Raw genomic sequence first — 23,274 nt, 5'->3', positions numbered from 1 at the left:
TTAAATTTGAAACAAAGATACGAATTTAGAATGATTCTAAACAAGTTATTTTTTACTATATTCTTCTTTTAGTAAAGCTACATCGTCTTTTAATTTTGCCATATCTTCTTTATCTGTACCATCATAAAAACCTCTAATTCGTTTTTGTTTATCAACCAAAATAAACTGTTCTGTGTGTATAAAATCATCTTCACCTCCATCACCTTCTTCAATAACGGCCATATAACTTTTTCTAGCCAAATCATAAATATGTTTTTTAGAGCCTGTAGTTACATTCCATTTTTTATCAATAACACCTTTCTTAATGGCGTACTCTTTTAAAACCGAAACACTATCAATAACAGGTGTTACAGAATGAGATAAAAACATAATATCATCATCATCTTTATAAAACTCTTGCAGTTCACTCATATTATATGCCATTGCCACACATATATTTGTACAACGTGTAAAGAAAAAATCAGCTATATAAATTTTATTCTTGTAATTATTTTGAGTGATTATTTCTCCATTTTGGTTTATTAATTCAAAATCGGCTATAGCATGGTCTTTGGTAATGTGTTTTATAGATTTGTGTACCAAACTTGGATTTACATCTACTGGATTATATACCTTTAATTTTTTATCAACCTTTACCAAATGATAAAAAACAGGCAGAGATACTGCCGAAAAAACAATTAGAAAAAGTACAGTAGCTTTGCTTTTTTTAAAGAATTTTAAATCCATTATAACAGATATTTTTGCAAATTTAGGGCTTAAAAAAATGGCAAAAAAGTTGATTTCTATAAAATCTTTGTTAAAATAAAAAATCAAGTTTCAATAGTTCTTTTTAAACTCTTTATAAAAACGTACATTTGTGCGTTTTTTAAATCTGATTTAACACTGAATGGAAATACTAATTAAAGCATCTCAATTTATTTTAAGCTTATCTTTATTAATTGTGTTGCACGAATTGGGGCATTTTATCCCTGCAAAATTGTTTAAAACTAAAGTAGAAAAATTCTACTTATTCTTCGATTATAAATTTTCTCTTGTTAAGAAAAAGATTGGTGAAACAGTTTATGGTATTGGCTGGATTCCTTTAGGAGGTTATGTAAAAATAGCGGGTATGATAGATGAAAGTATGGATACTGAGCAAATGAAACAACCTGCACAACCTTGGGAGTTTCGCTCAAAACCCGCTTGGCAACGTTTAATTATAATGCTGGGTGGTGTGTTTGTAAACTTTGTTTTGGGTATTTTTATATACATTATGCTAATGTATGCTTATGGCGAACAATTTTTACCTAATGATAGTGTTAATGCCAAAGATGGTGTTTGGGTACAAGACTCACTTGCAATGAGTATCGGTTTTAAAAATGGTGATAAAATATTAGCTGTTGATGGCGAAAAAGTAAGGGAATTTAGAGGAATTACTCTTGCCTTTATTAATGGTGAAAATGTAACTATAGATAGAAATGGAGAAATTATTGAAAAGAAATTACCTGTAGATTTCATTTCTAAATTAATGGATAGACGTAAAAATGATGAAGGGCCTATATTATCTACTAGAATACCTTTTATGATTGCTGAAGTCCCTAAAGATTCTCAAAACAAAAAAGCAGATTTAAAACCTAAAGATATTATTGTTAATGTAAATGGTATAGATACAAAATATTATGATGAAGTTGAAGATGCTTTTAAAAAATTTAAGGGTCAAGATATTTCTATTACCGTTAAAAGAGATGAAATCTTAAAAGAGGTAGCTGTTCAAATATCTGATAAAGGTAAACTAGGTGTTTTTGGCAACAATTTTAAAATGGATGACTTAGAAAAACTTGGTTATTACAATTTAGCTGATATAGAATATACTTTTAGTGAAGCCATACCTGCTGGATGGAACAAATCTGTAAAGAAACTAACAGACTACATTAAACAATTAAAAAAGATTTTTAACCCTAAAACTGGAGCCTATAAAGGCTTAGGTGGATTTATTTCTATAGGAAAAATTTTCCCATCAACATGGAGCTGGCAAGCTTTTTGGGAAATTACCGCATTTTTATCGATAATGTTAGGATTTATGAACTTATTACCAATACCTGCTTTAGATGGTGGCCATGTAGTGTTTACACTTTGGGAAATGATTACAGGTAAAAAACCTGGTGATAAATTTTTAGAATACGCACAAATAGTTGGTTTTGTTCTGTTAGTTACACTACTGCTTTTTGCAAATGGTAACGATATTTTTCGATTATTCAAATAAAAAATTATTAAGCTCATAACAATTAACAAAGTAAGCAAATAAGCAGTCTTTTATATTTTTTATCAATGAACTCTAAATGGTACTTTAGTACGCTATTCTTAATTTTATGTATTTGTTTTGGTGCATTCCAAGAGCAAGTTGTACATCCTAATCAAGAAATTGTTTTAGAATTTGTAGACGGTAAAAATAACAACGAGGATATTAGAAACACCATAAAGAATGTAAAAGAAAAACTTGTAGATTTTGGCGCTTCGCATATTGTTATTAAAGACATTGAAAACGGTACACTTAAAATTTCTTACTACGCTACAGTACCTGTTGATAATATTAAGCAAGCCCTTAATTTAGTTAATCAATTTGCATCAAACCAAAGTTCAAAACACGGTAAAAAAAACCATCAGCAATCAACTTACAATATTGATATTTATGAGTTAACCAATACAATAGAAAGTACCGATTTAAACGACAAATACATTTTTGAAATTAAATACATTTCAGAAAGATCAACTTCTACAACACACTATGCTTCTTTTAGAAATTTAGAAAATCAAGAAGCAAACCAACTTTTTAAACAAGCATACAAAGCTTATAGAAGTAATCCTTTTACAAAAGATAGAACTTCTAACAAAGAACCCGAAGTTAGAGCAGGCCCATATTTCTTTAATAGCTAAAATGTTATAGTTTACATATATTTTAAACTAACTTAAATTACTGAGAAACACGCTCATAATTAAAACAAATCAATACAAAAAATAATTGTCAAGTTATCTTAGAAACTATATATTTGCTCGTTTTTTAATAAAATTTGACAACAAAACACAAACAAAATGCAAAATAAAGGACTTATTAAGGTATTTGCTATTCTTTTCGGTTTAGTGAGTTTATACCAATTATCATTTACTTTTTTAGCCAATAAAGTAGAAGATGATGCTGAAGCTTATTCTAAAAACAGAGCTACAGAAAACGATGATGCAAGGCAAGTTGCTAGCTACGAAAGAAAATATTTAGATAGTGTAGCCAATAAAGACATTATAGATTTAGGTATTGCTCAGTACAGCTATAATGATGTAAAAGACAAAGAAATGAATCTTGGTCTTGACTTAAAAGGGGGTATAAATGCTATTTTACAAGTATCTGTAAAGGAGGTTCTAAAAAGTTTATCTAACGATTCTAAAAACGAAGCGTTTAATAATGCTTTAGCGGCTGCTGATGTAAGATTAAAAGAAAGTAATGCGAATTATTTAGATTTATTTTTCGAAGAATTCGAAAAAATTGCAGGCACTACAAAATTAAGCGATCCTTCTATTTTTGGTACAAAAGCTTTAAGTGAAAAAATTACTTTTGATGAAGCCAATGCAACCGTAAAAGAAACATTACAAGAAGAAATTAACGGCTCTATTGTTACTACTCTAGAAGTTTTAAGAAGTAGAATTGATAAGTTTGGAGTATCATCTCCAAAAATTCAAAGAATTGGAAACTCTGGTAGAATACAAATTGAATTGCCAGGTGCAAAAGATATAGATCGTGTTACAAAGTTAATTACCAGTAAAGCTGAATTACAATTTTGGGAAGTGCATACCAATGCAGAAGTGCAAAACTTTTTCTTTGCTGCAAACACAAAAGTAGCAGAAATGCTAAAAGACGATTCTGCTATAGAACAAGAAAAAGATACTGTTCAAAAAGATGAAATTGACGATTTATTAGGCGAAGAAGCTGATTCTACTAAGGTTCAGAAAAATTTATTTACCTACTTAAGTCCAAATATTGCACAAAGCCAACAACAATTAAGTTCATTAGTGGCTTCTGCTAAAGTGTCAGATACTGCAATGGTTAATGATTTATTAGCTAAAAAAGAAGTTAGAGCTTTATTATCATCTGAAATTAAATACGCAAAATTCTTATGGGACTATAAGCCTTTCGATACGAATGCTGCAGACGAAAACGCAGAGCCTTACATCGGTTTATATGCCATAAAAGGAAACAGAAAAGATCAAGCAACTATTGAAGGTGATGTTATTTTAGATGCTGCTCAAGTATTTGATCAATTAAACAAGCCAGAAGTAAGCATGACTATGAATAGTTCTGGTACAAAACAATGGGCAAAAATGACTGCTGACAATGTAGGCAATTTTGTAGCTGTAGTTTTAGATAATTATGTATATACAGCACCTTCTGTAAACCAAGCAATTACTGGTGGTAGAACTTCTATTTCTGGTGGAAGTATGACAGTTGCAGAAGCAGAAGATATTGCTACTGTATTAAAAGCAGGTAAATTACCAGCAGCAGCAAGAATAATTCAAGCGCAAGTTGTTGGACCATCATTAGGACAAGAAGCTATTGATGCCAGTTTTATTTCTTTCGGTTTAGCCATTGTATTGGTTTTACTTTGGATGATTTTATACTATGGTAAAGCAGGTTTATATTCAGATATCGCTTTAATTGTAAACATCTTATTCATTTTCGGAATCTTAGCATCTTTTGGAGCTGTATTAACTTTACCAGGTATAGCAGGTATCATATTAACTATTGGTATGTCTGTAGATGCCAACGTAATTATATTTGAAAGAATTAAAGAAGGATTATTCAAAAAGAAAGGATTAAAACAATCTGTTGAAGAAGGTTTTAGTTTTCAGGGAGCCTTATCTGCAATTATAGATGCAAATATTACAACATTTTTAACAGGTATTATTTTATATGTATTTGGTACAGGACCAATTAAAGGTTTTGCTTTAACGTTAATGATTGGTATTTTAACATCATTTTTTACAGCTGTTTTTATTACGCGAATTTTAATTGACGGCGCCGTAAATAAAGGTTCTATTTTAACCTTCAACACATCAATATCTAAAGGATGGTTCCAAAATATCAATGTAGAATTCTTAAAGAAACGTAAAATTGCTTACATCATTTCTGGGGCCATAATTGTTGGTGGTTTAATTTCTATATTCTCTATTGGTTTAAAACAAGGTGTAGATTTTAAAGGAGGTCGTACATACACAGTACGATTTGACCAAGATATGAATGCTACAGAAGTTGCTGGTACTTTAAAAAATGCTTTTGGTACAGCTCCAGAAGTAAAAACTTACGGACAATCGAATCAATTAAAAATTACAACAGTTTATAAAATTGATGAAGAAGGTCAAGAAGTAGACGAAGAAGTACAAACAGCATTATACACAGCTTTAAAACCGTATTTAGGTGATTTATCTTACGAAAACTTTAAACCAGGTTTCGAGAAAGCAGGTGCAGGTGTAATGAGCTCTATGAAAGTAGAACCAACAATTGCAGATGATATTAAAACATCAGCATTATATGCAGTCTTCGGATCTTTATTAGTTGTATTCTTATACATCTTATTACGTTTTAGAAAAGTATCTTTCTCTATTGGTGCTGTATTAGCAGTTTTCCACGATGTTTTAATTGTATTAGGTGTATTCTCTATAACGTACAGTTTTATGCCTTTTGATATGGAAATTGGCCAATCATTTATTGCAGCTCTGCTTACTGTAGTTGGTTATTCACTAAATGATACCGTGGTTATTTTTGATAGAATTAGAGAATTTGCAGGCATACATACCAACTGGAAATATAGTGAAGTTGTAAACAAAGCCTTAAGTTCTACTTTAGGAAGAACCATAAATACATCGTTAACAACCTTATTAGTAATGTTAGCTATTTTCTTATTTGGTGGTGATTCTATTAAAGGATTTATGTTTGCCTTAATTGTTGGGGTAGCTGTAGGTACTTATTCATCATTATTTGTGGCAACACCAATTATGTTCGATACAACAAAAAAAGAAGAAAAAAACAAATAGTTTTATTTTAAATAAGAGAAACCGTTTTTAAACTCTGTAAATCAGATTAAAAACGGTTTTTTCTTTACATATATAGCTGTTATATTTGCATCCTTATGAGTATTTTAAAACTTCACGATTTATACTTTAAACCTTTCATCAAAAAAGATGAACTCAGTGCCATTGTAAAACATTTAGCAGAACAAGTTAGCGCAGATTTACCTAAAAACGAAGTACCACTTTTTGTAGGTATTTTAAACGGATGCTTTTTATTTGCGGCAGATTTTATTAGAGAATTTAATGGCAATTGCGAAGTTTCTTTTGTAAAATTAGCTTCTTACCAAGGTACCTCATCTACAGATAATGTAAAACAATTGGTAGGTATTAACGAAGATTTAACTGGCAGAACTGTTATAATTCTAGAAGATATTATAGATACAGGAAATACACTACAAGAAATTTATAATATCTTTAAAAACCAAAATGTTAAAAAATTAAAAGTAGTTTCTTTATTTTTTAAACCAGATGTATTTAGAAAAGAATTACCAATAGATTATATAGGTAAAAGTATCGAAGACAAATTTATAGTTGGATATGGACTAGATTATAATGGAATAGGAAGAAATTACCCAGAAATATATCAATTAACAACAAAACCTAAAATGAAAAACATCGTATTATTTGGCCCTCCAGGAGCAGGAAAAGGAACACAAGCAAACTTCTTAAAAGAAATGTATAATTTAGTACATATTTCTACAGGAGATGTTTTTCGTTTCAATATTAAAAACGCTACTGAATTAGGTTTATTAGCCAAAAAATATATGGATGAAGGCGATTTAGTGCCAGATGAAGTAACCATAAATATGCTAAAAGCAGAAGTAGAAAAAAATGCAGATGCCAATGGTTTTATTTTTGATGGTTTTCCAAGAACACAATCGCAAGCAGAAGCTTTAGATACTTTTTTAGCTGATAAAGGCGAGCAGATTAATGCTATGGTTGCTTTAGAAGTACCAGAAGATGTTTTAGTAACTCGTTTACTAGAAAGAGGAAAAACAAGTGGTAGAACAGACGATACTGATGAAAGCAAAATTAGAAATCGTTTTAACGAATACAATACAAAAACAGCAATTTTAAAAGATTATTTCGAAGCTCAGAACAAATACTATGGTATTAATGGTGTTGGCTCTATAGAAGAAATTACCAAAAGAATTGCAGAAGTATTTGACAAACTGTAACAAATTCAGAGTTATAAGTTTTAAGTTATGAGTACATAACTCTGAACGCTGAACTCTGAACGCTGAACTGATAACAATGACTGAAGGAAATTTCGTAGACTACATAAAAATATATGCTTCTTCTGGTAAAGGCGGACAAGGTTCTGCGCATTTACACAGAGAAAAATATATAACCAAAGGTGGTCCTGATGGTGGTGATGGTGGACGTGGAGGACACATTATTTTACGTGGAGATAAAAATATGTGGACGTTATTCCATCTAAAATTTAAACGTCATTTTAGAGCAGAAGGTGGTGGAGCTGGTAGTAAAAGTAGAAGTACAGGTTCTGATGGAGAAGATATTTATATTGATGTACCTCTAGGAACTATTATAAAAGATGCAGATACTGATGAAGTAATTGTAGAAATTACCGAAGATAAAAAAGAAGTAATCTTATTACGTGGTGGAAAAGGTGGACTTGGAAACTGGAATTTTAAATCATCTACAAATCAAACTCCTAGATATGCACAACCTGGTATGGATGGTGCAGAAGGTTGGTTTAGAATTGAATTAAAATTATTAGCAGATGTTGGTTTGGTTGGTTTTCCTAATGCTGGTAAATCTACTTTATTATCTGTAATTACTGCTGCAAAACCTAAAATTGCAGATTATGCGTTTACAACATTAAAACCCAATTTAGGAATTGTAGAACATAGAAATCATCAAACTTTTGTAATGGCAGATATTCCTGGAATTATAGAAGGTGCTGCAGAAGGTAAAGGTTTAGGGCATCGTTTTTTGCGTCATATAGAACGTAATTCGGCGTTGTTATTCTTGATTCCTGCAGATTCTGATGACATCAACAAAGAATATGAAATCTTATTGAATGAGCTTAAAAAACACAATCCTGAATTGTTAGATAAAGATAGATTGTTGGCTATTTCTAAAACAGATATGTTAGATGATGAGCTAAAAGCTGAAATTAAAGCTGAATTACCAAAAGGTGTAGAAGCGATTTTTATTTCTTCTGTTGCACAATTAGGGTTGCAAGAATTGAAAGATAAGCTTTGGAAAATGTTGAATTAAATTACTTCTGGGCGATTTATAACTTGATTCTTATGAACTAAATTATATAAATGTTTTTTTAAACTGAGTGCCTTCGTTAAAATCATCAAAACTAATTCGCTAATAAATTGCTCCTCAGCAGTGCTTATGTCCTGTAAAAATTAACTCGGAAAATATAACAAATAATAATCTAAAAGTTGCCAACCATTTTTGGCACCATTACCGCTTTTCTCCTTTAGTAAAAAGAGGTTCTTGTTGAACACTTATCTTTTTTAGAGTAGCCCTTTGTTTACAATAATTTGCAATCAGTTGTTCTATTAATTTTTATCTGAACAACAAGCATAATATTTTAAAAACATTGGTGCTATTTTACCTTTGGGACTTAAATATTTTTTTTTATCTCTTTAACGGATTCTTTTATCTTAAAAACAGATACTAGATCATCCCAAGGAATTGCTGAATAAATTTTCCCAAATCAATAACAAAAATTGATTAAAATAAAATTGAAGGTTTCGCTAGCACTTAAAAATAAAAATTCGTGCTGAAATTCTTAGATTATTCGTATTTTAGACATAGACCGTAAATAAAAACCCCGATTTTTGAGCCTACAACTCGTTTTTTGGGGCCTGTTTTTATCTAAAGCACAACTTATTTAACTGATAAACAAGAGTATATTTACTTCTGAAAGAGCTTCTATAAAGTCGATATTAGAATATATAAATATGATTATTTCAATCGAGTCAATGTTAAATCTTCATTATACTGCACAATAAATAAACCTTTATTTTCTGAAATCAAAGAGCTATTTCTATAATCGAATTTTGTTTCTATACGTCTTGAAACCCCTGTGTTTAAGGTAGATTTCAAGTCATTTCCAGAGGCTAACCTAATCAAAATATCGTAGGTAATATCAAAACCTTTTACAGAATAGTACGATGGTAAAGCATTGTTTTTTTCTTGATATTGTTTGTTAAAAATTTTTGCATTTGATGAATTTTCATCAATAAACTCGTCACTTACATAAGTAAAACCAACTTTTGCTAGTTTGGTATTGTCAATTTTATCGTACACACGCCCTTTATCAAATGTAAATACTTTTGCTGTAGTTTTTTCGGGCAAACTAATCATACTGTTAATTACATCATTAACAATAACACTATCATCAGTAGTAATTACTATCCAATTCTTTTCATTTGGTTTTAGTAATTCTAAAAAACGAGATTTGGCTATATACCCTTCTTCTGGCTGTAAAATATTTGCAATAGCAGTAGTACTTAACCTTAAGTTAGCTTGTATTGATTTACTAATTTTAACTGAATTTGCATCATTATCACTTACAATAATAATATTACCTTTATTTAGTATATTTTCAGCGGCAATTGAATCTGTAAAAAGTGTATCTATTCTGTTAAATTCTTCTATAAGATATCTTTCTAACTCAGCTCTAAACACCTCTTTTTCTGGTGATGTTTTTACAATATTGCTTGCAGAAAAATTAGATTGATCACTAGAATATACTGGGTATATTACTGGTACACTAACATTTGACGCAACTGTAGATGCTTGCTCTGAATACAAAGGGCCAATGATAACATTATTATCCTCTAAATTATTTTGATTTATAATGGTATTAAGTTGGTTTGATCTTCTTTCACCTGTATCGTAAGCCGTAAACTGAATGTTTACACCCTGATTACGTAAAGAATCTACAGCCATTTCTGCACCCAAATAAAAATCTGTAGCAATATTTACAAGGGTTGAGTTATTTGCAAAAATTTCTTTTAGCAAAAGTGTATCGCTTTGGTATTTATGAGCTCTAAAAGGCAATAATAGTGCAACTTTTAAATCGGTATTGGTATCAATTACATCATTATAGTAATCGTTATCTGTTAATAAAACTTTTACAGGAATTTCTTTTAGTTTTAAAATCATTCCTAATTTTAACCCTTCTTTTAACTCAGGATTCAACAACAACAACTCGCCTCTTGAAACACCAAATCTTTTTTTTATGTTGTAAAAAGTATCTCCTTTTTTAACCTCATAGATTTCATACTTTTCTTTTAAGTTTTCTAAAAGGTGCTCTTCTGTTGTTAACTCTGGTTTTACATCAACAATAGAATCTAAAACTAAATCTGTTTTTTGTTTGATGTTGTTTTTTAAATTATTTAATTTTTTTTCGGGTACAACTAAAAATGTATTTGCTCTAGGTTCTCCATTTACATCTGGATTTAAGCGAATTAAGTTAGCCTTTTTCATGTCTAACTTTTTAGCAATTTTACTCATTGTTTCGCCTTTCTTAACCTTGTACTGAATGTATCTTTTCTGCTGACCACAAGAAACTGTAAAGGTTAAAATACACAGGAAAATAAATAATTTTAAATGTTTCATATGCTCTATTCCCATTCAATTGTTGCAGGCGGCTTAGAGCTGATATCATACACTACTCTATTTACCCCTTTAACTTGGTTGATAATTTTATTAGATGTTTTTTGTAAAAATTTATACGGTAAATCTACCCAATCTGCTGTCATACCATCTGTACTTTCTACAGCTCTTAACGCTACAACTTTTTCGTAGGTTCTTTCATCTCCCATAACACCTACCGAGTTTACTGGTAGCAACATAGCACCAGCTTGCCAAACACTATCGTACAAACCATCTTCTTTTAAACCATTGATAAAAATTGCATCTACTTCTTGTAAAATACGAACTTTTTCTGCGGTAATATCTCCTAATATTCTAATTCCTAAACCAGGCCCAGGAAATGGATGACGACCCAACAGATCTTTATGAATTCCTAAAGATTTACCAACTCTTCGAACCTCGTCTTTAAAAATCATACGTAATGGTTCTACAATTTTAAGTTTCATAAAATCTGGTAAACCACCCACATTATGATGACTTTTTATGGTTGCAGATGGCCCTCCATTTACAGATACAGATTCAATAACATCTGGATAAATTGTACCTTGAGCAAGCCATTTTACATCTTTAATTTGATGTGCTTCATCATCAAAAACATCAATAAAAGTATTACCTATTGCTTTACGTTTGCCCTCAGGATCTGTAATGCCTTCTAATTTTTTTAAAAAACGTTCAGATGCATCTACACCTTTAACGTTTAATCCCATGCCTTCGTATTGTTTCAAAACACTTTCGAACTCGTTTTTACGCAATAGTCCATTATTTACAAAAATACAGTATAAGTTTTTGCCAATGGCTTTGTGTAATAAAACTGCTGCTACAGATGAATCTACACCTCCTGAAAGTCCTAGTACTACTCTATCATTACCTACTTTTTCTTTGATAGCCTCTACAGTGCTTTCTACAAAAGAATCTGGTGTCCAAGTTTGTGCAACTTCTGCAATGTTTACCAAAAAGTTTTCTAAAACCTGTTTACCATCTTTAGAGTGATATACTTCTGGATGAAACTGTATAGCAAACGTAGTTTCTCCTTGAATTTTGTAAGCTGCATTTTGCACATCTTTTGTGCTAGCTAGTAAAACTGCATTTGTTGGCAATTCTTTAATAGTATCTGAATGACTCATCCAAACTTGGCTGCCTTCTGATATATTTTTAAAGAAAGCTTCATCTTCTTTTATATAAGATAAATTGGCTCTACCATATTCTCTTGTGTTGGATTCTGATACTTTTCCTCCTGAAAAATGTGCTAAATATTGAGCTCCATAACACACTGCTAATAAAGGCTTTTTACCTTTAATATTAGCTAAGTTTGGATGTAAAACATTTTCGCCTCTAACAGAATTTGGGCTACCAGATAAAATAACCGCTTTAAAAGTATCTAAAGTTTCTGGTATTTTGTTATACGGATGAATTTCGCAATAAATATTTAACTCTCTAACTCTTCTTGCAATGAGTTGTGTATACTGAGATCCAAAATCTAATATAAGTACGTTTTGTTGTTGCATGCGCAAAAATAATATTTTGAGATTAGATTTGCGATATCAAAAGTTAGATTTTTTTTATGAATTAGAATTCGTGCATATTTGTAAGAATCCGTAGTGAAACTTCCTTTAAAAAACATTAAACAACTCTCTATAAACCTTTTAACTATTTTCTGTTTTTTTTGATACTTTTATTAACACGTAAAAAAACTTAATATTTGTAAATAATTGTATTTATATTCATTCCAGCACCTACAGATGCTAACATAATAACATCTCCTTTATGTACTTGTTGATTTTCTATGTTACCTTTTAAGACTAAATCTAATAGGGTTGGTACTGTTGCTACAGAACTATTTCCTAATTTATGAATACTCATTGGCATTATTCCTTCTGGAACTGGCTTTTTATACAATCTATAAAAACGTTTGATGATAGCTTCATCCATTTTTTCATTGGCTTGATGTATAAAAATCTTTTTAATATTATCTATTTCAACACCACTTTTCTTTAGGGCCAATTGCATTGCTTTTGGCACATTAGTTATGGCAAATTCATAAATTTTACGACCAAACATTTTAATATATCTGATATTCTGGTCTTCACTTTTATTAAAAGAACCTCCATAGTGCAAAAAATACGCTTCATCTTTAGCAAATGTTTGGCTTGCGTGACTTAGGATACCTGATTCTGGGTTTTCTGTTTTTTCTAAAATACATGCTCCTGCACCATCACTATAAATCATAGAATCTCTATCATATTTATCTACAACTCTAGATAATGTTTCTGCACCAACTACCAAACATTTTTTTGCAATGCCTGCCTTTATAAATGCATGTGCTTGAATTACTCCTTCAATCCAACCTGGGCAACCAAATAAAATATCGTAAGCTATACAATTGGGGTTTTCGATACCCAATTTATATTTAACTCTTGTTGCTAAACTTGGTAAAGTATCTCCTTGAATTGTACTAGGCTTAACATCACCAAAATTATGAGCAATTATAATATAGTCTAGTTTTTCAGGATTTATATTTGCATCCTGTATTGCTTTTTGAGCCGCAAAAAAAGCCAAATCTGAGGTTGTATATTTATCTGCTGCATAACGCCTAGACTCAATACCTGTAATGCCTTTAAATTTTTCTACAATCACATCATTATCTGCAGAAAATATAGAGCCATCTGCATTTAGAAATTCATGGTTTAAAAAATCAGTGTTTTCAATTTTTTGAGTAGGAATAAATGTACCTGTACCTGTTATTTTTGATGAAATCATAATACGAATGTTTACCAAACAAATTTAAAAAATTTGATGCGAACCATTTACTATGCACGCATAATATTATTACATTCAACTTAACTAAAATAACCAGTAAAACAATAAAAAAGGTTTTAATTTTATTGATACAGTTTCATCTTAAGTTGCATTATTGTTGCTATTGATTGGGCTCGTGCTTTCATTCGTTCAGAAATTTCGCCTTGAAAAATAGAATTAATTGTTTCTGTAAAATACGATACCCAAATGGTAAAATGCTGTTTTTTGAAGTTTAGTTCAACATTTTTATCCAAATGCTTTTGCATTACATTGTTAGAATATGTTGCTGTATCAAACAAAATATCGTTCCAAAAATCAGTAATTATTTCTAGGTGCTGTTCTAACTGATTGTTTGCTACAATTTCTTGAAAAAAAGGAAGCATTGTTTTATCGTCTAGCAATTTATCGTAAAATATTGTGATAATTTTTTTGATGTCTTTTCTTGATGAGACATCTGGTTTAAAATTTTCTTTAAGCTCTGTCATTGGTTTGTAAATATCCCTTACAAGTAAGAACTATCAAACGAAAAAGGAAGTAAAGACTGTAAAGATGCTGTTTTAATAATCTCACCTACTTGCCCCATAAACAAAATTTCAAAAGGCTGTTTTTGTTTTACCTCGTATTCCGATAATGCTTGCCTACATGCACCACATGGCCCTACAGGTCGGTTTACTTTGGTTATAGAAGAACTTGCCGAAATCGCTAGTTTTAAAATTTTTGCTTCTGGGTACTCAGAACCAGCTCTCCAAACTGCAACTCTTTCTGCACACATACCTGATGGATAGGCTGCATTTTCTTGATTGTTACCTAAAACAATCTGCTTATTATCTAACAATAATGCTGCACCAACACTAAACTTAGAATACGGAGCGTAGGCTTTAGCTCTAGCTTCAATGGCTTTGTTCATTAATATTTTATCCGCAGTAGAAAGTTCTGAAATATCATTATAAACAATTGCTGATGTTTTAATTTCAATTTTTTTCATAATTAGTATCGTCAAAAAAAGCAGCCTTGTAAGACTGCTTTACCATATTTTAAAGTTACTAAAAATTTATCACTTTTAATAATTATCATAAATTTCACCTAAATCAAACGATAATGAGAAACGTAAAGAATTTTCTAACGGATTATTTACATCAGAAGAATTGATTAAATAAGATAAATCGATATTTAAAGCGTTGGTTTTAAAACCACCTCCTAAGGTAAAATACTGTCTATTTCCTTTATCTGGACTTTCATGAAAATATCCTGCTCTTAAGGCAAATGCTTGGTTGTATAGGTATTCAGCACCTAAAGCATACGTAAACTCGCTTAATTCTTCGCTAAAACCATCAGGCGCATCACCAAAAGAACCAAAAATTCCTTGAATCCACCCTTTTTCTTCATCAGAGCCATCTGGCTGTGGAGTTGGTACTAAAAGTTTCGTAAACTCGATGTTGGTAGAAATAATGTTATAATCATCTAAAATAAAATCAAAACCTCCACCAAATTTTAAGTTGGTTGGTATAAAATCTTCTTCTCCTGGCGTATACGAAACTTTAGGCCCAACATTAGATATATTAAAACCGATTCTGTAACGCCCATTAAAGTTACCGTAGTTTTCTTCATAAGATTGGTAGTATCCTGAAACATCAACTGCAAAAGAATTGATAGTTTCTATTCCATTATCAATAACGGTATTGAGAGCTAAGTCTGACCTTAAATATTTCAATCCAACCCCCATAGAAAATGTTTCACTCAACTTTAACGAATAGGAACCTGTAAAAACAAATTCATTCGGATTAATACTACCTGCTGAAAGTCCTACTTCATTAGCTAAATCAATTGTTCCAAGTGAAAAGTATCTAAACTCAGCTCCCCAAGCTGAATTTTCGCTAAATCTATTGATGTAAGATACACTAGCCACAAAAATATCATCAGTTAAATTTCGTAACCAAGGTGAGTAGCTAATTCCGGTTTTTACTTGCCGATCACTAAATGTCATTTTTGCTGGATTGTGAAATAAGGACCAAGCATCAGCAGTGGTAGCAACCCCAATATCTCCCATTCCTGCAGATCTAGCATCTGATACAATTAACATAAAAGGTACAGCTGTTGTGATCGCTCTATCTTGAGCGTTGACTTTGAAACTCATTAAAGCACAAAGCGCTAAACAAAAAGTTATTTTTTTCATTTTTAATTTTATAGTTATTTACAAATATCTACTTTTTATTGTAGGATTACTAATTTTTCGTATTTCTCTGCAACTAAATTGTTGACAGTTGAGGTTACTTTTAACTTATATACATATACTCCTTTACCTATTTTATTGCCAAAATCGTCTAGACCATTCCAAGTAATATTTCTAGATAAATTACCTGTAGTTTGCACATTTTGGTTGATGGTTTTTACCAGTTTTCCAGAAACTGTAAAAATTTGAACTTGCACTTCTAAAGGTTCATTGGGCTTATTATGATTGAACCAAAATTCGGTGTAATTTACAAACGGATTTGGATAATTCAATACATTTTCTAAATTTAAAATAGCATCACTTACAACCACAAAATTTAACGTAGTTTCTGATGAGTTATTGTAAGTATCCCAAGCTTTTATTTTTAAGGTATGTGGACCAACTTCTAAATCTCTTAAAGTATAATTTACTTTTCCTTTTGTAAAGTCGTCTATTTCAGTTTGATAAAAGTCATTTAAAATAATTGGGTTTGAGGTATCACCATCTAAAATCCCTACAATATCATGATCTACTGCTGTAATGGAGGTGTTTATTCCATTTTCGTCGGACAATACAGCAATTAAATTTGGTGAACTGTTGGTATTACCACCATCAATAAAAGATTCATCATTCATAAAAACATTTATTTGTGGCCCTACAGTATCTTCTGGGGCGTTAGCGTCAATTCCGCCAACTTCAACATCAAAATTAGCTCCTGCTCTATCAATTTTACCATTTTCTGCATAAAAACTTAATTTTGCTTTTCCGTATGCCACTTTTATATCTTTAGGCACAACAAATTCAAAATTAAAGGCACCATTGGTTACTGTTGCTTTACCTCTAAATATTTTACTATCTTGTGTATCAAAAGCCATTTCAACTCCAAAGCCATCATTATCTAATGTTGTTTTATCTATAGATTTGTCAAAAATTGTTGTAGATAATGTACCATTAAAATCGTTTAAAACTACGTTATTATTATCTGTAATTACACCTTCAAATTTTACTTTTGATAATGCTTTAATGGTATCTAAAGATTGGGTTACATTAACATTATTCATTTTTGTGATACGAATATTTGGTTTTGGTATGGCCAATTTCATTGCTGGATCACCAAAGTGATAAATGAAGAATTTTTGTGTACTCGAAAAATTATTTTTGGCTACTACCAAAGCTTCTGCAATTGTAAAATCTTCATTATTAAACGCTAATAATATTCTAATAAGTTGTTCATTAAAACGTTGCCCAGTAGAAATAAAAACTTCTCTTGTTGTGGTTATCATACTTGCAGCACCACCTGTTTTACTTTTAAAAGTTAATTCACCAGCTGTAATTCTGTTTGGGTTATCGAATCTAGAAAAATCGCAAGTAACCGTAATTAATAGAGGTAAGGTATTTTTATTGTTTAACGATTGAATTTGAGGAACATCAAGAATTCTTTCGGATGCAAAACCATCTTCACCTCCATGACCAAAATAATCGAAAACTAATGTCCCTTTTTCAATGGCATTAGTTATTGCGCTGTTTACCTCTGGATAGCGTTCTCCTCCAGAAGAATTTTGTTGTACAAAAGCATCAACATAAATTTTATTAACATTAAAAACAGATTTATTATTTTTGATTTCATCGGCTATAGACTCAACACCACCTTGAATTACATCTTCTCCAGAAACATCAATATCATCTGCCAACAAGGTAATTGTATTTCGCCAATCTCCAATAGCATCTTTACTGTAATAGCTTAAAATTTTATCAACTACAGTAGTGGCCTCTGCAATTGTTGAGACTGGTATTCTACTTGAAACTACATCTACAGTATGCGAACTAGACATTGTACCTTCGTTATCATCTAACATCACATAAAAATCATCGGTAACCCAAGAACTCGCTAAATTAAAACTGATATTTGATAATTTTACAGGTACAATATTGTTGTTGCTTGCAATTCTATCTTTATAATCGTACGATGCATCACCAAAAAAACATACATATTTTAGTTTTGTTTCTTCGGATGAATTTGACTCATACACATGTTTTATAAAATCTCTAATTCCTGTAATATCTTTAGAACCCGATGAAAATTCGTTGTAAATTTCATCTAAAACAACTACTTGAGTTGTTAAATTTGAATTTTCTTGATGATAATCTGCCAAGCGTTGTGCTTGTGTTGCAAGTTCTGAATTTGTAATCATCATATAATTTACATCTTTTACGGCGTGTAAATTTTGGTTATTAATTTTAGAATTTTGGATAACTTTTGGTAAGTAAAAATCATCTTGATTAATAATAACATATTCTTTAAATACACCTCCATCATCTTTAAATCTAAAGCTATCGTCTGTGCTTTCATTGGTTATAGATTTTGGATTGATGTGATCTGTAACATCCCAAACTTGAAAGGCAGAGCTTCCGTTTTGTATTTGATATTCTACAGTACCTATTGTATTTGCCTGCTCAAAACTTCGGAAAGAAAACTGAAAATCGCTAAAACTCAATTGTTTTTTTCCAACAATTTCTATGTAATCTAAAAAAGCATTTGCAGAAGGATTTCCGTTATTGTTGTAAGTAATAGCCACCTCTATATTTTGAGAAGAATTCAGCAAGTTTACACTTCTTTCTAAAGCGTAAGCCTTTGTTAAAGAAGATGGGTTTACTGCAGGAAAACTTATAGTTAAAGCATCTGCTCCGTTCACTTTTACATCCATTGTAGATACAGCACTAGATGTTGATACACCTCTTACACTTACATTAATATTTTGATTGTTTACTGCATTCGGAAAAGGAATACGAAATGTTTGTGTATTTTCTATATTAAAATTATCATCAAAAAACCACTGAGTACCAGCTGCCAAAATGCTTCTTTCGTCTTTTTCGTAAAACGTATAATCATCAAAAACCGTAATTTGAGAAACTACATTTGATGTAATTGGTATTTTGGGTTGAACTCTCTTACCATCAACATCATTTACAGTAATAAAATAATAAGCCTTATCTGAATAAATATTTTGGTTATGCGTTGCTAAACCTCTTGCAGTGTCTACACTCCAACCATGTGGCCCTTTGGCATAAAAAAGGATATAATCATTACTATCAAAAGATTCATCGTTTTCACCTGAAATAAAAATAGCATTCTCTTGCAAATCATCGTATCTAAAATCGCTATTTAAAACTGGTAATAATTGCCCTCCATTGCCATAAATATGTATTTTTTTAGGATTTAAACCACTTGTTGAAACTCCTATTCGTTGCAACAAATTTCTATCTATTTTAAAGATACCAGTTGTATCTACAGAAAATTTATACCACTCTCCACTAGACAACACAGAATTACTGGTTTGAGAGAGAAATATTTGCGAGAGAAAAACAAAAAAAAAGAATAAAAAATATTTTTTCATAAATAAAATTAAATAACGCAAATAAAAATAAGATATTTTATGAGGGCAAAGATAAATTATACTAAACTAAAAAAGCAATCGTTAAAAGAATATATACAAAAATGATGCGTTAAAACTTTGGTGTTTTATTTGTAAGAAAGTATATTTACCGTAAATTCGCTATAAAAAAACCTATCAATTTTAAATTAGGAAATGAAAAATATAATTAAAATAACCTTATTCGCCTTAACCACAATACTTTTGGTTAACTGTAAAAGTTCTAACAGAAACCAATCTACGTTAACAGGCTTGTCTTTTAATGACCCAAAAAATGGTAATTATATTAGAAGTAATTCTTTTGACGGTCAAAAAACACCATTAGGAATGGTAGGTGTTGAAGGTGGTTCTTTTACAATGGGGCAAGTTCAAGACGACGTAATGTTTGACTGGAATACCACTCCTAAAAAAATACACGTTCGTTCTTTTTACATGGATGAAGCTGAGGTTACAAACTCAGAATACTTTTTGTATGTACAGTACATGAAAGATGTTTTTCCTCCATCTGATGAAAAATACAAACATATTTACAGTTCTATCTTACCAGACACTTTAGTTTGGAGAAAAAGTTTAGGAAATACAGATATTTTATCAGAAAATTATTTTCGCCATCCAGCTTATGCTGATTACCCTGTTGTGGGTGTAAGTTGGTTACAAGCTAATGAGTATTGTAAATGGCGTACAAATGCTGTAAATTTAAAGACATTGATAGACAAAGGGCACATCAAAAACATATTTGAAATTGATTCTATACCTAATTTTTTTGATACAGATGTGTTTTTAGCTGATGACTCTAAACTTTTTGCTGGTGATACTACAATTTATAAAAGAGGTGTTGGAAGAGCCGTAAGAAAAAGAGGTGAACCAAGACCTGATAGAGATGCTTTTCAAGGAGCTAGAAAAATATCTCAGGCAGATGGTATTTTAACGCAACGTTTTCGATTACCAACAGAAGCTGAATGGGAATTTGCTGCTAAGGCAAATATTGAGAACAGAGAGTATAATAATATAAGAGGTAGAAAAAAATATGCATGGGATGGAAAATATTCTAGATCTAAAGATAAAAGAACTAGAGGAGATCAATTAGCCAATTTTAAACAAGGTAGAGGAAATTACAGTGGTTTATCTGGTTGGAGTTCTGATGGAGCTGATATACCAAATAAAATAAAATCATACCCTCCAAATGCTTTTGGTTTATACGACATGTCTGGTAACGTTGCAGAATGGGTGGCTGATGTTTATAGACCAATAATAGATAACGAAGCCAATGATTTTAATTATTTTAGAGGAAATATCTTCACTAAAAAACTAATTGATGAAGAAGGAAATGTTGTGATTGCTGCTACTGATGACTCTCCAGAAGTAGAATATGATACTTTACCTAATGGTAAAATTATACCAAAACAATTACCAAATACCATCAAGTATATTCCTATCACTAAAGACGACACCAGCTTAAGAAGAAACTTTATGGTGGCAGATAATACAGACATTAATGATGGTGATGCTAATTCATCTCGTTTTTACCTAGAAGATGAAGATGGTTTAAACTCTAAACCAAGCATGTATAATTCGCCTAAACCACCCACTAGAGAAATAGATCCAAATACTGGTGAAGAAGTATTAGTAAATGACGAAAAAAGAAGAACTACATTAATTAGCAACAAAACTAGAGTTTACAAAGGTGGATCTTGGTCTGACAGAGAATATTGGTTAGATCCAGCTCAGAGAAGATATTTACCAGAATATATGGCTACCAATTACATAGGCTTTAGATGCGTTTCTGATAAAGTGGGACCAATGACTACAGGAAATAAAAAAGCTAGAAACCCTAGCAGATAAAATAATTTTTTTGATGTAAAGCCTCATTGTTTCTTAAATAATGAGGCTTTTGTATGCCCAAATAGATGAAAATATCTGAAATTTACACATTATATAAGAAGCATTATTTAGTTGATACCGATACTCGGAAAATCAGAAAAAACAGCCTATTTTTTGCATTAAAAGGAGACAATTTTAATGGTAATAAATTTGCCGAAAAATCTTTAAAATTAGGAGCTAAATATGCAATTGTAGATGAAGAAATATATAAAACAAATCAAAATATTATTTTGGTTACTAATGTTTTACAAACACTTCAAGAATTAGCGAACTATCATAGAAAAGAATTAGGTTTACCAATACTAGCTTTAACAGGTAGTAATGGTAAAACAACTACCAAAGAATTGATTAACGCTGTACTTCAAAAAAAATACAATACTGCTGCAACTGTTGGTAACTTAAACAACCATATTGGTGTGCCATTAATGCTGTTATCTATGACTCCTAAGCATGAAATAGGTATTGTAGAAATGGGCGCAAATCATCAAAAAGAAATAGAATTCTTATCGGCTATTTGTGAACCTGACTATGGCTATATTACCAATTTTGGAAAAGCTCATTTAGAAGGTTTTGGAGGGGTTGATGGTGTTATAAAAGGCAAAAGTGAATTATATACATTTTTAAAAAACCACAATAAAATAGCTTTTGTTAACCCTGATGACAACATACAGGTAGAAAAAACGAAACATATTCAATCTATTGTTTTCGATCAAAAAAACCTAACATTTAAAAGTCTAACCCCTTTTGTGCAAGTTACTTATAAAAATACTATTGTACAAAGTAACTTAATAGGCAAGTATAATTTTTCTAATATAGCTGCTGCCATTACTATTGGAACTTATTTTAACGTTGACCAAAAAGAGATTAAAGCAGCTATTGAAAGTTATATTCCTAAAAACAATCGTTCTCAAATTATCAAAAAACACAGTAATACCATAATTTTAGACGCCTATAATGCCAATCCTTCTAGTATGAAAGCCGCCTTAGAAAATTTTGCTGCATTGCCTAATAAAAATAAAATGGTTATTCTAGGTGATATGTTTGAACTGGGTACAGATGGTTTTATGGAGCATCAAAGCATTATAAATTTGTGCAATACTTTAAGTTTTGGTCAGCAGTGTTTTATTGGAAAACATTTTTATCAATGTAAAACAAGCAAACAAAAATTTGAAAATTTTACTGATTTTGAAAACTACATCCAAAAAAATCCTCTTAAAAACCAATCAATATTAATTAAAGGTTCAAGAGGAATGCGTTTAGAAAGAGTTTTAGATTTGATTAACTAATGTTATTAATGTGATACTTTAATAAATTGTCTATAGGTCTTTGAATAACATCTGTAACTTTTAAATCATATTTTTTAGCCACTTTTTCAAGTATATCTCTAAAATAAAAGGCTATAGAACCTATAAAATATAAAGCTGTGTCTGAAGATTTCTCGAAAGGTAAAATTCTGTATTCAAAGAACTCTTGAAATCCTCTTTCAATAATTCTTTTGATATATTTTTCATCTTTAAAGTCAAACATAAACTTTGCAAAAGAAGCCAAATACATGTTTGGGTTTGGCATTCTATATAAATTCTTTTTAATATAATCTGCATCTAAATTAAACTCTTCATTAAATTTTTCAGCAATAGCAGTAGGCATTTTATTATAAAAATATTCTCTTAATAATACCTTACCAAAGTAGTTTCCACTGGCTTCATCCATCAAAATATATCCTAAAGAAGCTGTTTTCATTTGTACGTTTTCGCCATCAAAATAACAACTATTAGAACCTGTACCTAAAATACATACTAAAGCCGGATCTTTTCCTGTAGCTGCATATACAGCAGCCAACATATCTTCTGAAACATTAATTTTTGCATTTATAAAAATAGATTGTAAAATATCTTCTAAGATTTTTGCTGGTTTTGGTGTACCACAGCCAGCACCGTAAAAATGAATTTCTTTTACATCTTCTTTTATATTGATTAACTGAAACATATTTACAATTCTATTTTTCAGTTCTTCTTCTGCTACAACAGCAGGATTTAACCCTAGCGTTCTTACTCTAAACTCTTCTTTTTTAGTATCGTTAATGGCTATCCAATCTGCTTTGGTAGAACCACCGTCTGCAATTAATATCATAATATAAAATTTATTTATCAAAGATATCGTAACAAAACTGCTTGTGCAACAGTTAAAAAAAATTCAATCGTTTTCGAAAAAAATATT

Annotated in this window: 16 protein-coding genes; 7 read left to right on the top strand and 9 right to left on the bottom strand. The window is 30.7% G+C overall.

The genetic code is table 11. From position 1 onward, the window contains the following. Positions 1-45 precede the first annotated feature (45 nt). Positions 46-726 (bottom strand): SCO family protein, encoded by a 681-nt coding sequence (locus ACW9UN_RS00270; protein ID WP_459482988.1) that lies wholly within the window; start codon positions 724-726, stop codon positions 46-48. 160 nt (positions 727-886) lie between these two features. Between ACW9UN_RS00270 and rseP the strand changes: the two genes are divergently transcribed. From rseP to obgE, 5 genes are all read left to right on the top strand, one after another. Then, positions 887-2,242 carry an RIP metalloprotease RseP gene (rseP, locus tag ACW9UN_RS00265; protein ID WP_459482987.1) on the top strand — a complete coding sequence of 452 codons (1,356 nt, stop codon included), beginning with the start codon at positions 887-889 and terminating at the stop codon, positions 2,240-2,242. A gap of 65 nt (positions 2,243-2,307) precedes the next feature. After that, positions 2,308-2,913 (top strand): hypothetical protein, encoded by a 606-nt coding sequence (locus ACW9UN_RS00260; RefSeq protein ID WP_459482986.1) that lies wholly within the window; start codon positions 2,308-2,310, stop codon positions 2,911-2,913. 156 nt (positions 2,914-3,069) lie between these two features. Further along, positions 3,070-6,057, top strand: a complete 2,988-nt coding sequence (gene secDF / locus ACW9UN_RS00255; RefSeq protein ID WP_459482985.1) for a protein translocase subunit SecDF — start codon at positions 3,070-3,072, stop codon at positions 6,055-6,057. A 95-nt stretch (positions 6,058-6,152) separates the two neighbouring features. Beyond that, complete coding sequence (locus tag ACW9UN_RS00250) at positions 6,153-7,271, top strand: adenylate kinase (protein WP_459482984.1); 1,119 nt, start codon at positions 6,153-6,155, stop codon at positions 7,269-7,271. A gap of 76 nt (positions 7,272-7,347) precedes the next feature. After that, on the top strand, positions 7,348-8,337 hold the full coding sequence (gene obgE / locus ACW9UN_RS00245) for a GTPase ObgE (RefSeq protein ID WP_459482983.1): 990 nt from the start codon (positions 7,348-7,350) through the stop codon (positions 8,335-8,337). Positions 8,338-9,042: 705 nt separating this feature from the next. Here the strand turns inward: obgE and ACW9UN_RS00240 are convergent. The 7 genes from ACW9UN_RS00240 to porU all read right to left on the bottom strand — a co-directional run bounded on the left by ACW9UN_RS00240 (position 9,043) and on the right by porU (position 19,140). Beyond that, positions 9,043-10,704, bottom strand: coding sequence for a LysM peptidoglycan-binding domain-containing protein (locus tag ACW9UN_RS00240; protein ID WP_459482982.1), 1,662 nt, complete (start codon positions 10,702-10,704; stop codon positions 9,043-9,045). 5 nt (positions 10,705-10,709) lie between these two features. Further along, a complete protein-coding gene (gene guaA / locus ACW9UN_RS00235) occupies positions 10,710-12,245 on the bottom strand; it encodes a glutamine-hydrolyzing GMP synthase (protein WP_459482981.1) in 1,536 nt (511 codons plus the stop codon). A 187-nt stretch (positions 12,246-12,432) separates the two neighbouring features. Beyond that, entirely contained in the window at positions 12,433-13,497 is a 1,065-nt protein-coding gene (locus tag ACW9UN_RS00230; RefSeq protein ID WP_459482980.1) for a 3-oxoacyl-ACP synthase III family protein, read from the bottom strand. Positions 13,498-13,619: 122 nt separating this feature from the next. After that, the gene (locus tag ACW9UN_RS00225) at positions 13,620-14,021 is read right to left on the bottom strand and encodes a group III truncated hemoglobin (RefSeq protein ID WP_459482979.1); all 402 of its coding nucleotides are present in this window, start codon (positions 14,019-14,021) and stop codon (positions 13,620-13,622) included. 17 nt (positions 14,022-14,038) lie between these two features. Continuing rightward, positions 14,039-14,521 (bottom strand): cytidine deaminase, encoded by a 483-nt coding sequence (gene cdd, locus ACW9UN_RS00220; RefSeq protein WP_459482978.1) that lies wholly within the window; start codon positions 14,519-14,521, stop codon positions 14,039-14,041. Between the two features lie 75 nt (positions 14,522-14,596). Beyond that, positions 14,597-15,709: a type IX secretion system outer membrane channel protein PorV gene (gene porV, locus ACW9UN_RS00215; RefSeq protein ID WP_459482977.1), complete on the bottom strand. Its 1,113-nt coding sequence runs from the start codon at positions 15,707-15,709 to the stop codon at positions 14,597-14,599. 35 nt (positions 15,710-15,744) lie between these two features. Further along, positions 15,745-19,140, bottom strand: coding sequence for a type IX secretion system sortase PorU (gene porU, locus ACW9UN_RS00210; protein WP_459482976.1), 3,396 nt, complete (start codon positions 19,138-19,140; stop codon positions 15,745-15,747). A gap of 192 nt (positions 19,141-19,332) precedes the next feature. On the opposite strand from porU, the gene gldJ reads away from it, so the two are divergent. Both gldJ and ACW9UN_RS00200 read left to right on the top strand, forming a co-directional pair. After that, positions 19,333-21,018 (top strand): gliding motility lipoprotein GldJ, encoded by a 1,686-nt coding sequence (gldJ, locus tag ACW9UN_RS00205; RefSeq protein WP_459482975.1) that lies wholly within the window; start codon positions 19,333-19,335, stop codon positions 21,016-21,018. A 65-nt stretch (positions 21,019-21,083) separates the two neighbouring features. Beyond that, positions 21,084-22,343, top strand: coding sequence for a UDP-N-acetylmuramoyl-tripeptide--D-alanyl-D-alanine ligase (locus ACW9UN_RS00200; protein ID WP_459482974.1), 1,260 nt, complete (start codon positions 21,084-21,086; stop codon positions 22,341-22,343). On the opposite strand, the gene ACW9UN_RS00195 is transcribed toward ACW9UN_RS00200, so the two are convergent. Further along, positions 22,336-23,187: an N-acetylglucosamine kinase gene (locus ACW9UN_RS00195; protein WP_459482973.1), complete on the bottom strand. Its 852-nt coding sequence runs from the start codon at positions 23,185-23,187 to the stop codon at positions 22,336-22,338. The two genes, ACW9UN_RS00200 and ACW9UN_RS00195, sit on opposite strands and share 8 nt — an antisense overlap. Positions 23,188-23,274 lie beyond the last annotated feature (87 nt).

The organism is Polaribacter litoreus (genome assembly GCF_054584775.1).
Note: the sequence above shows the minus strand (reverse complement) of the source record. Positions and strands in the feature narration are given on the sequence as shown.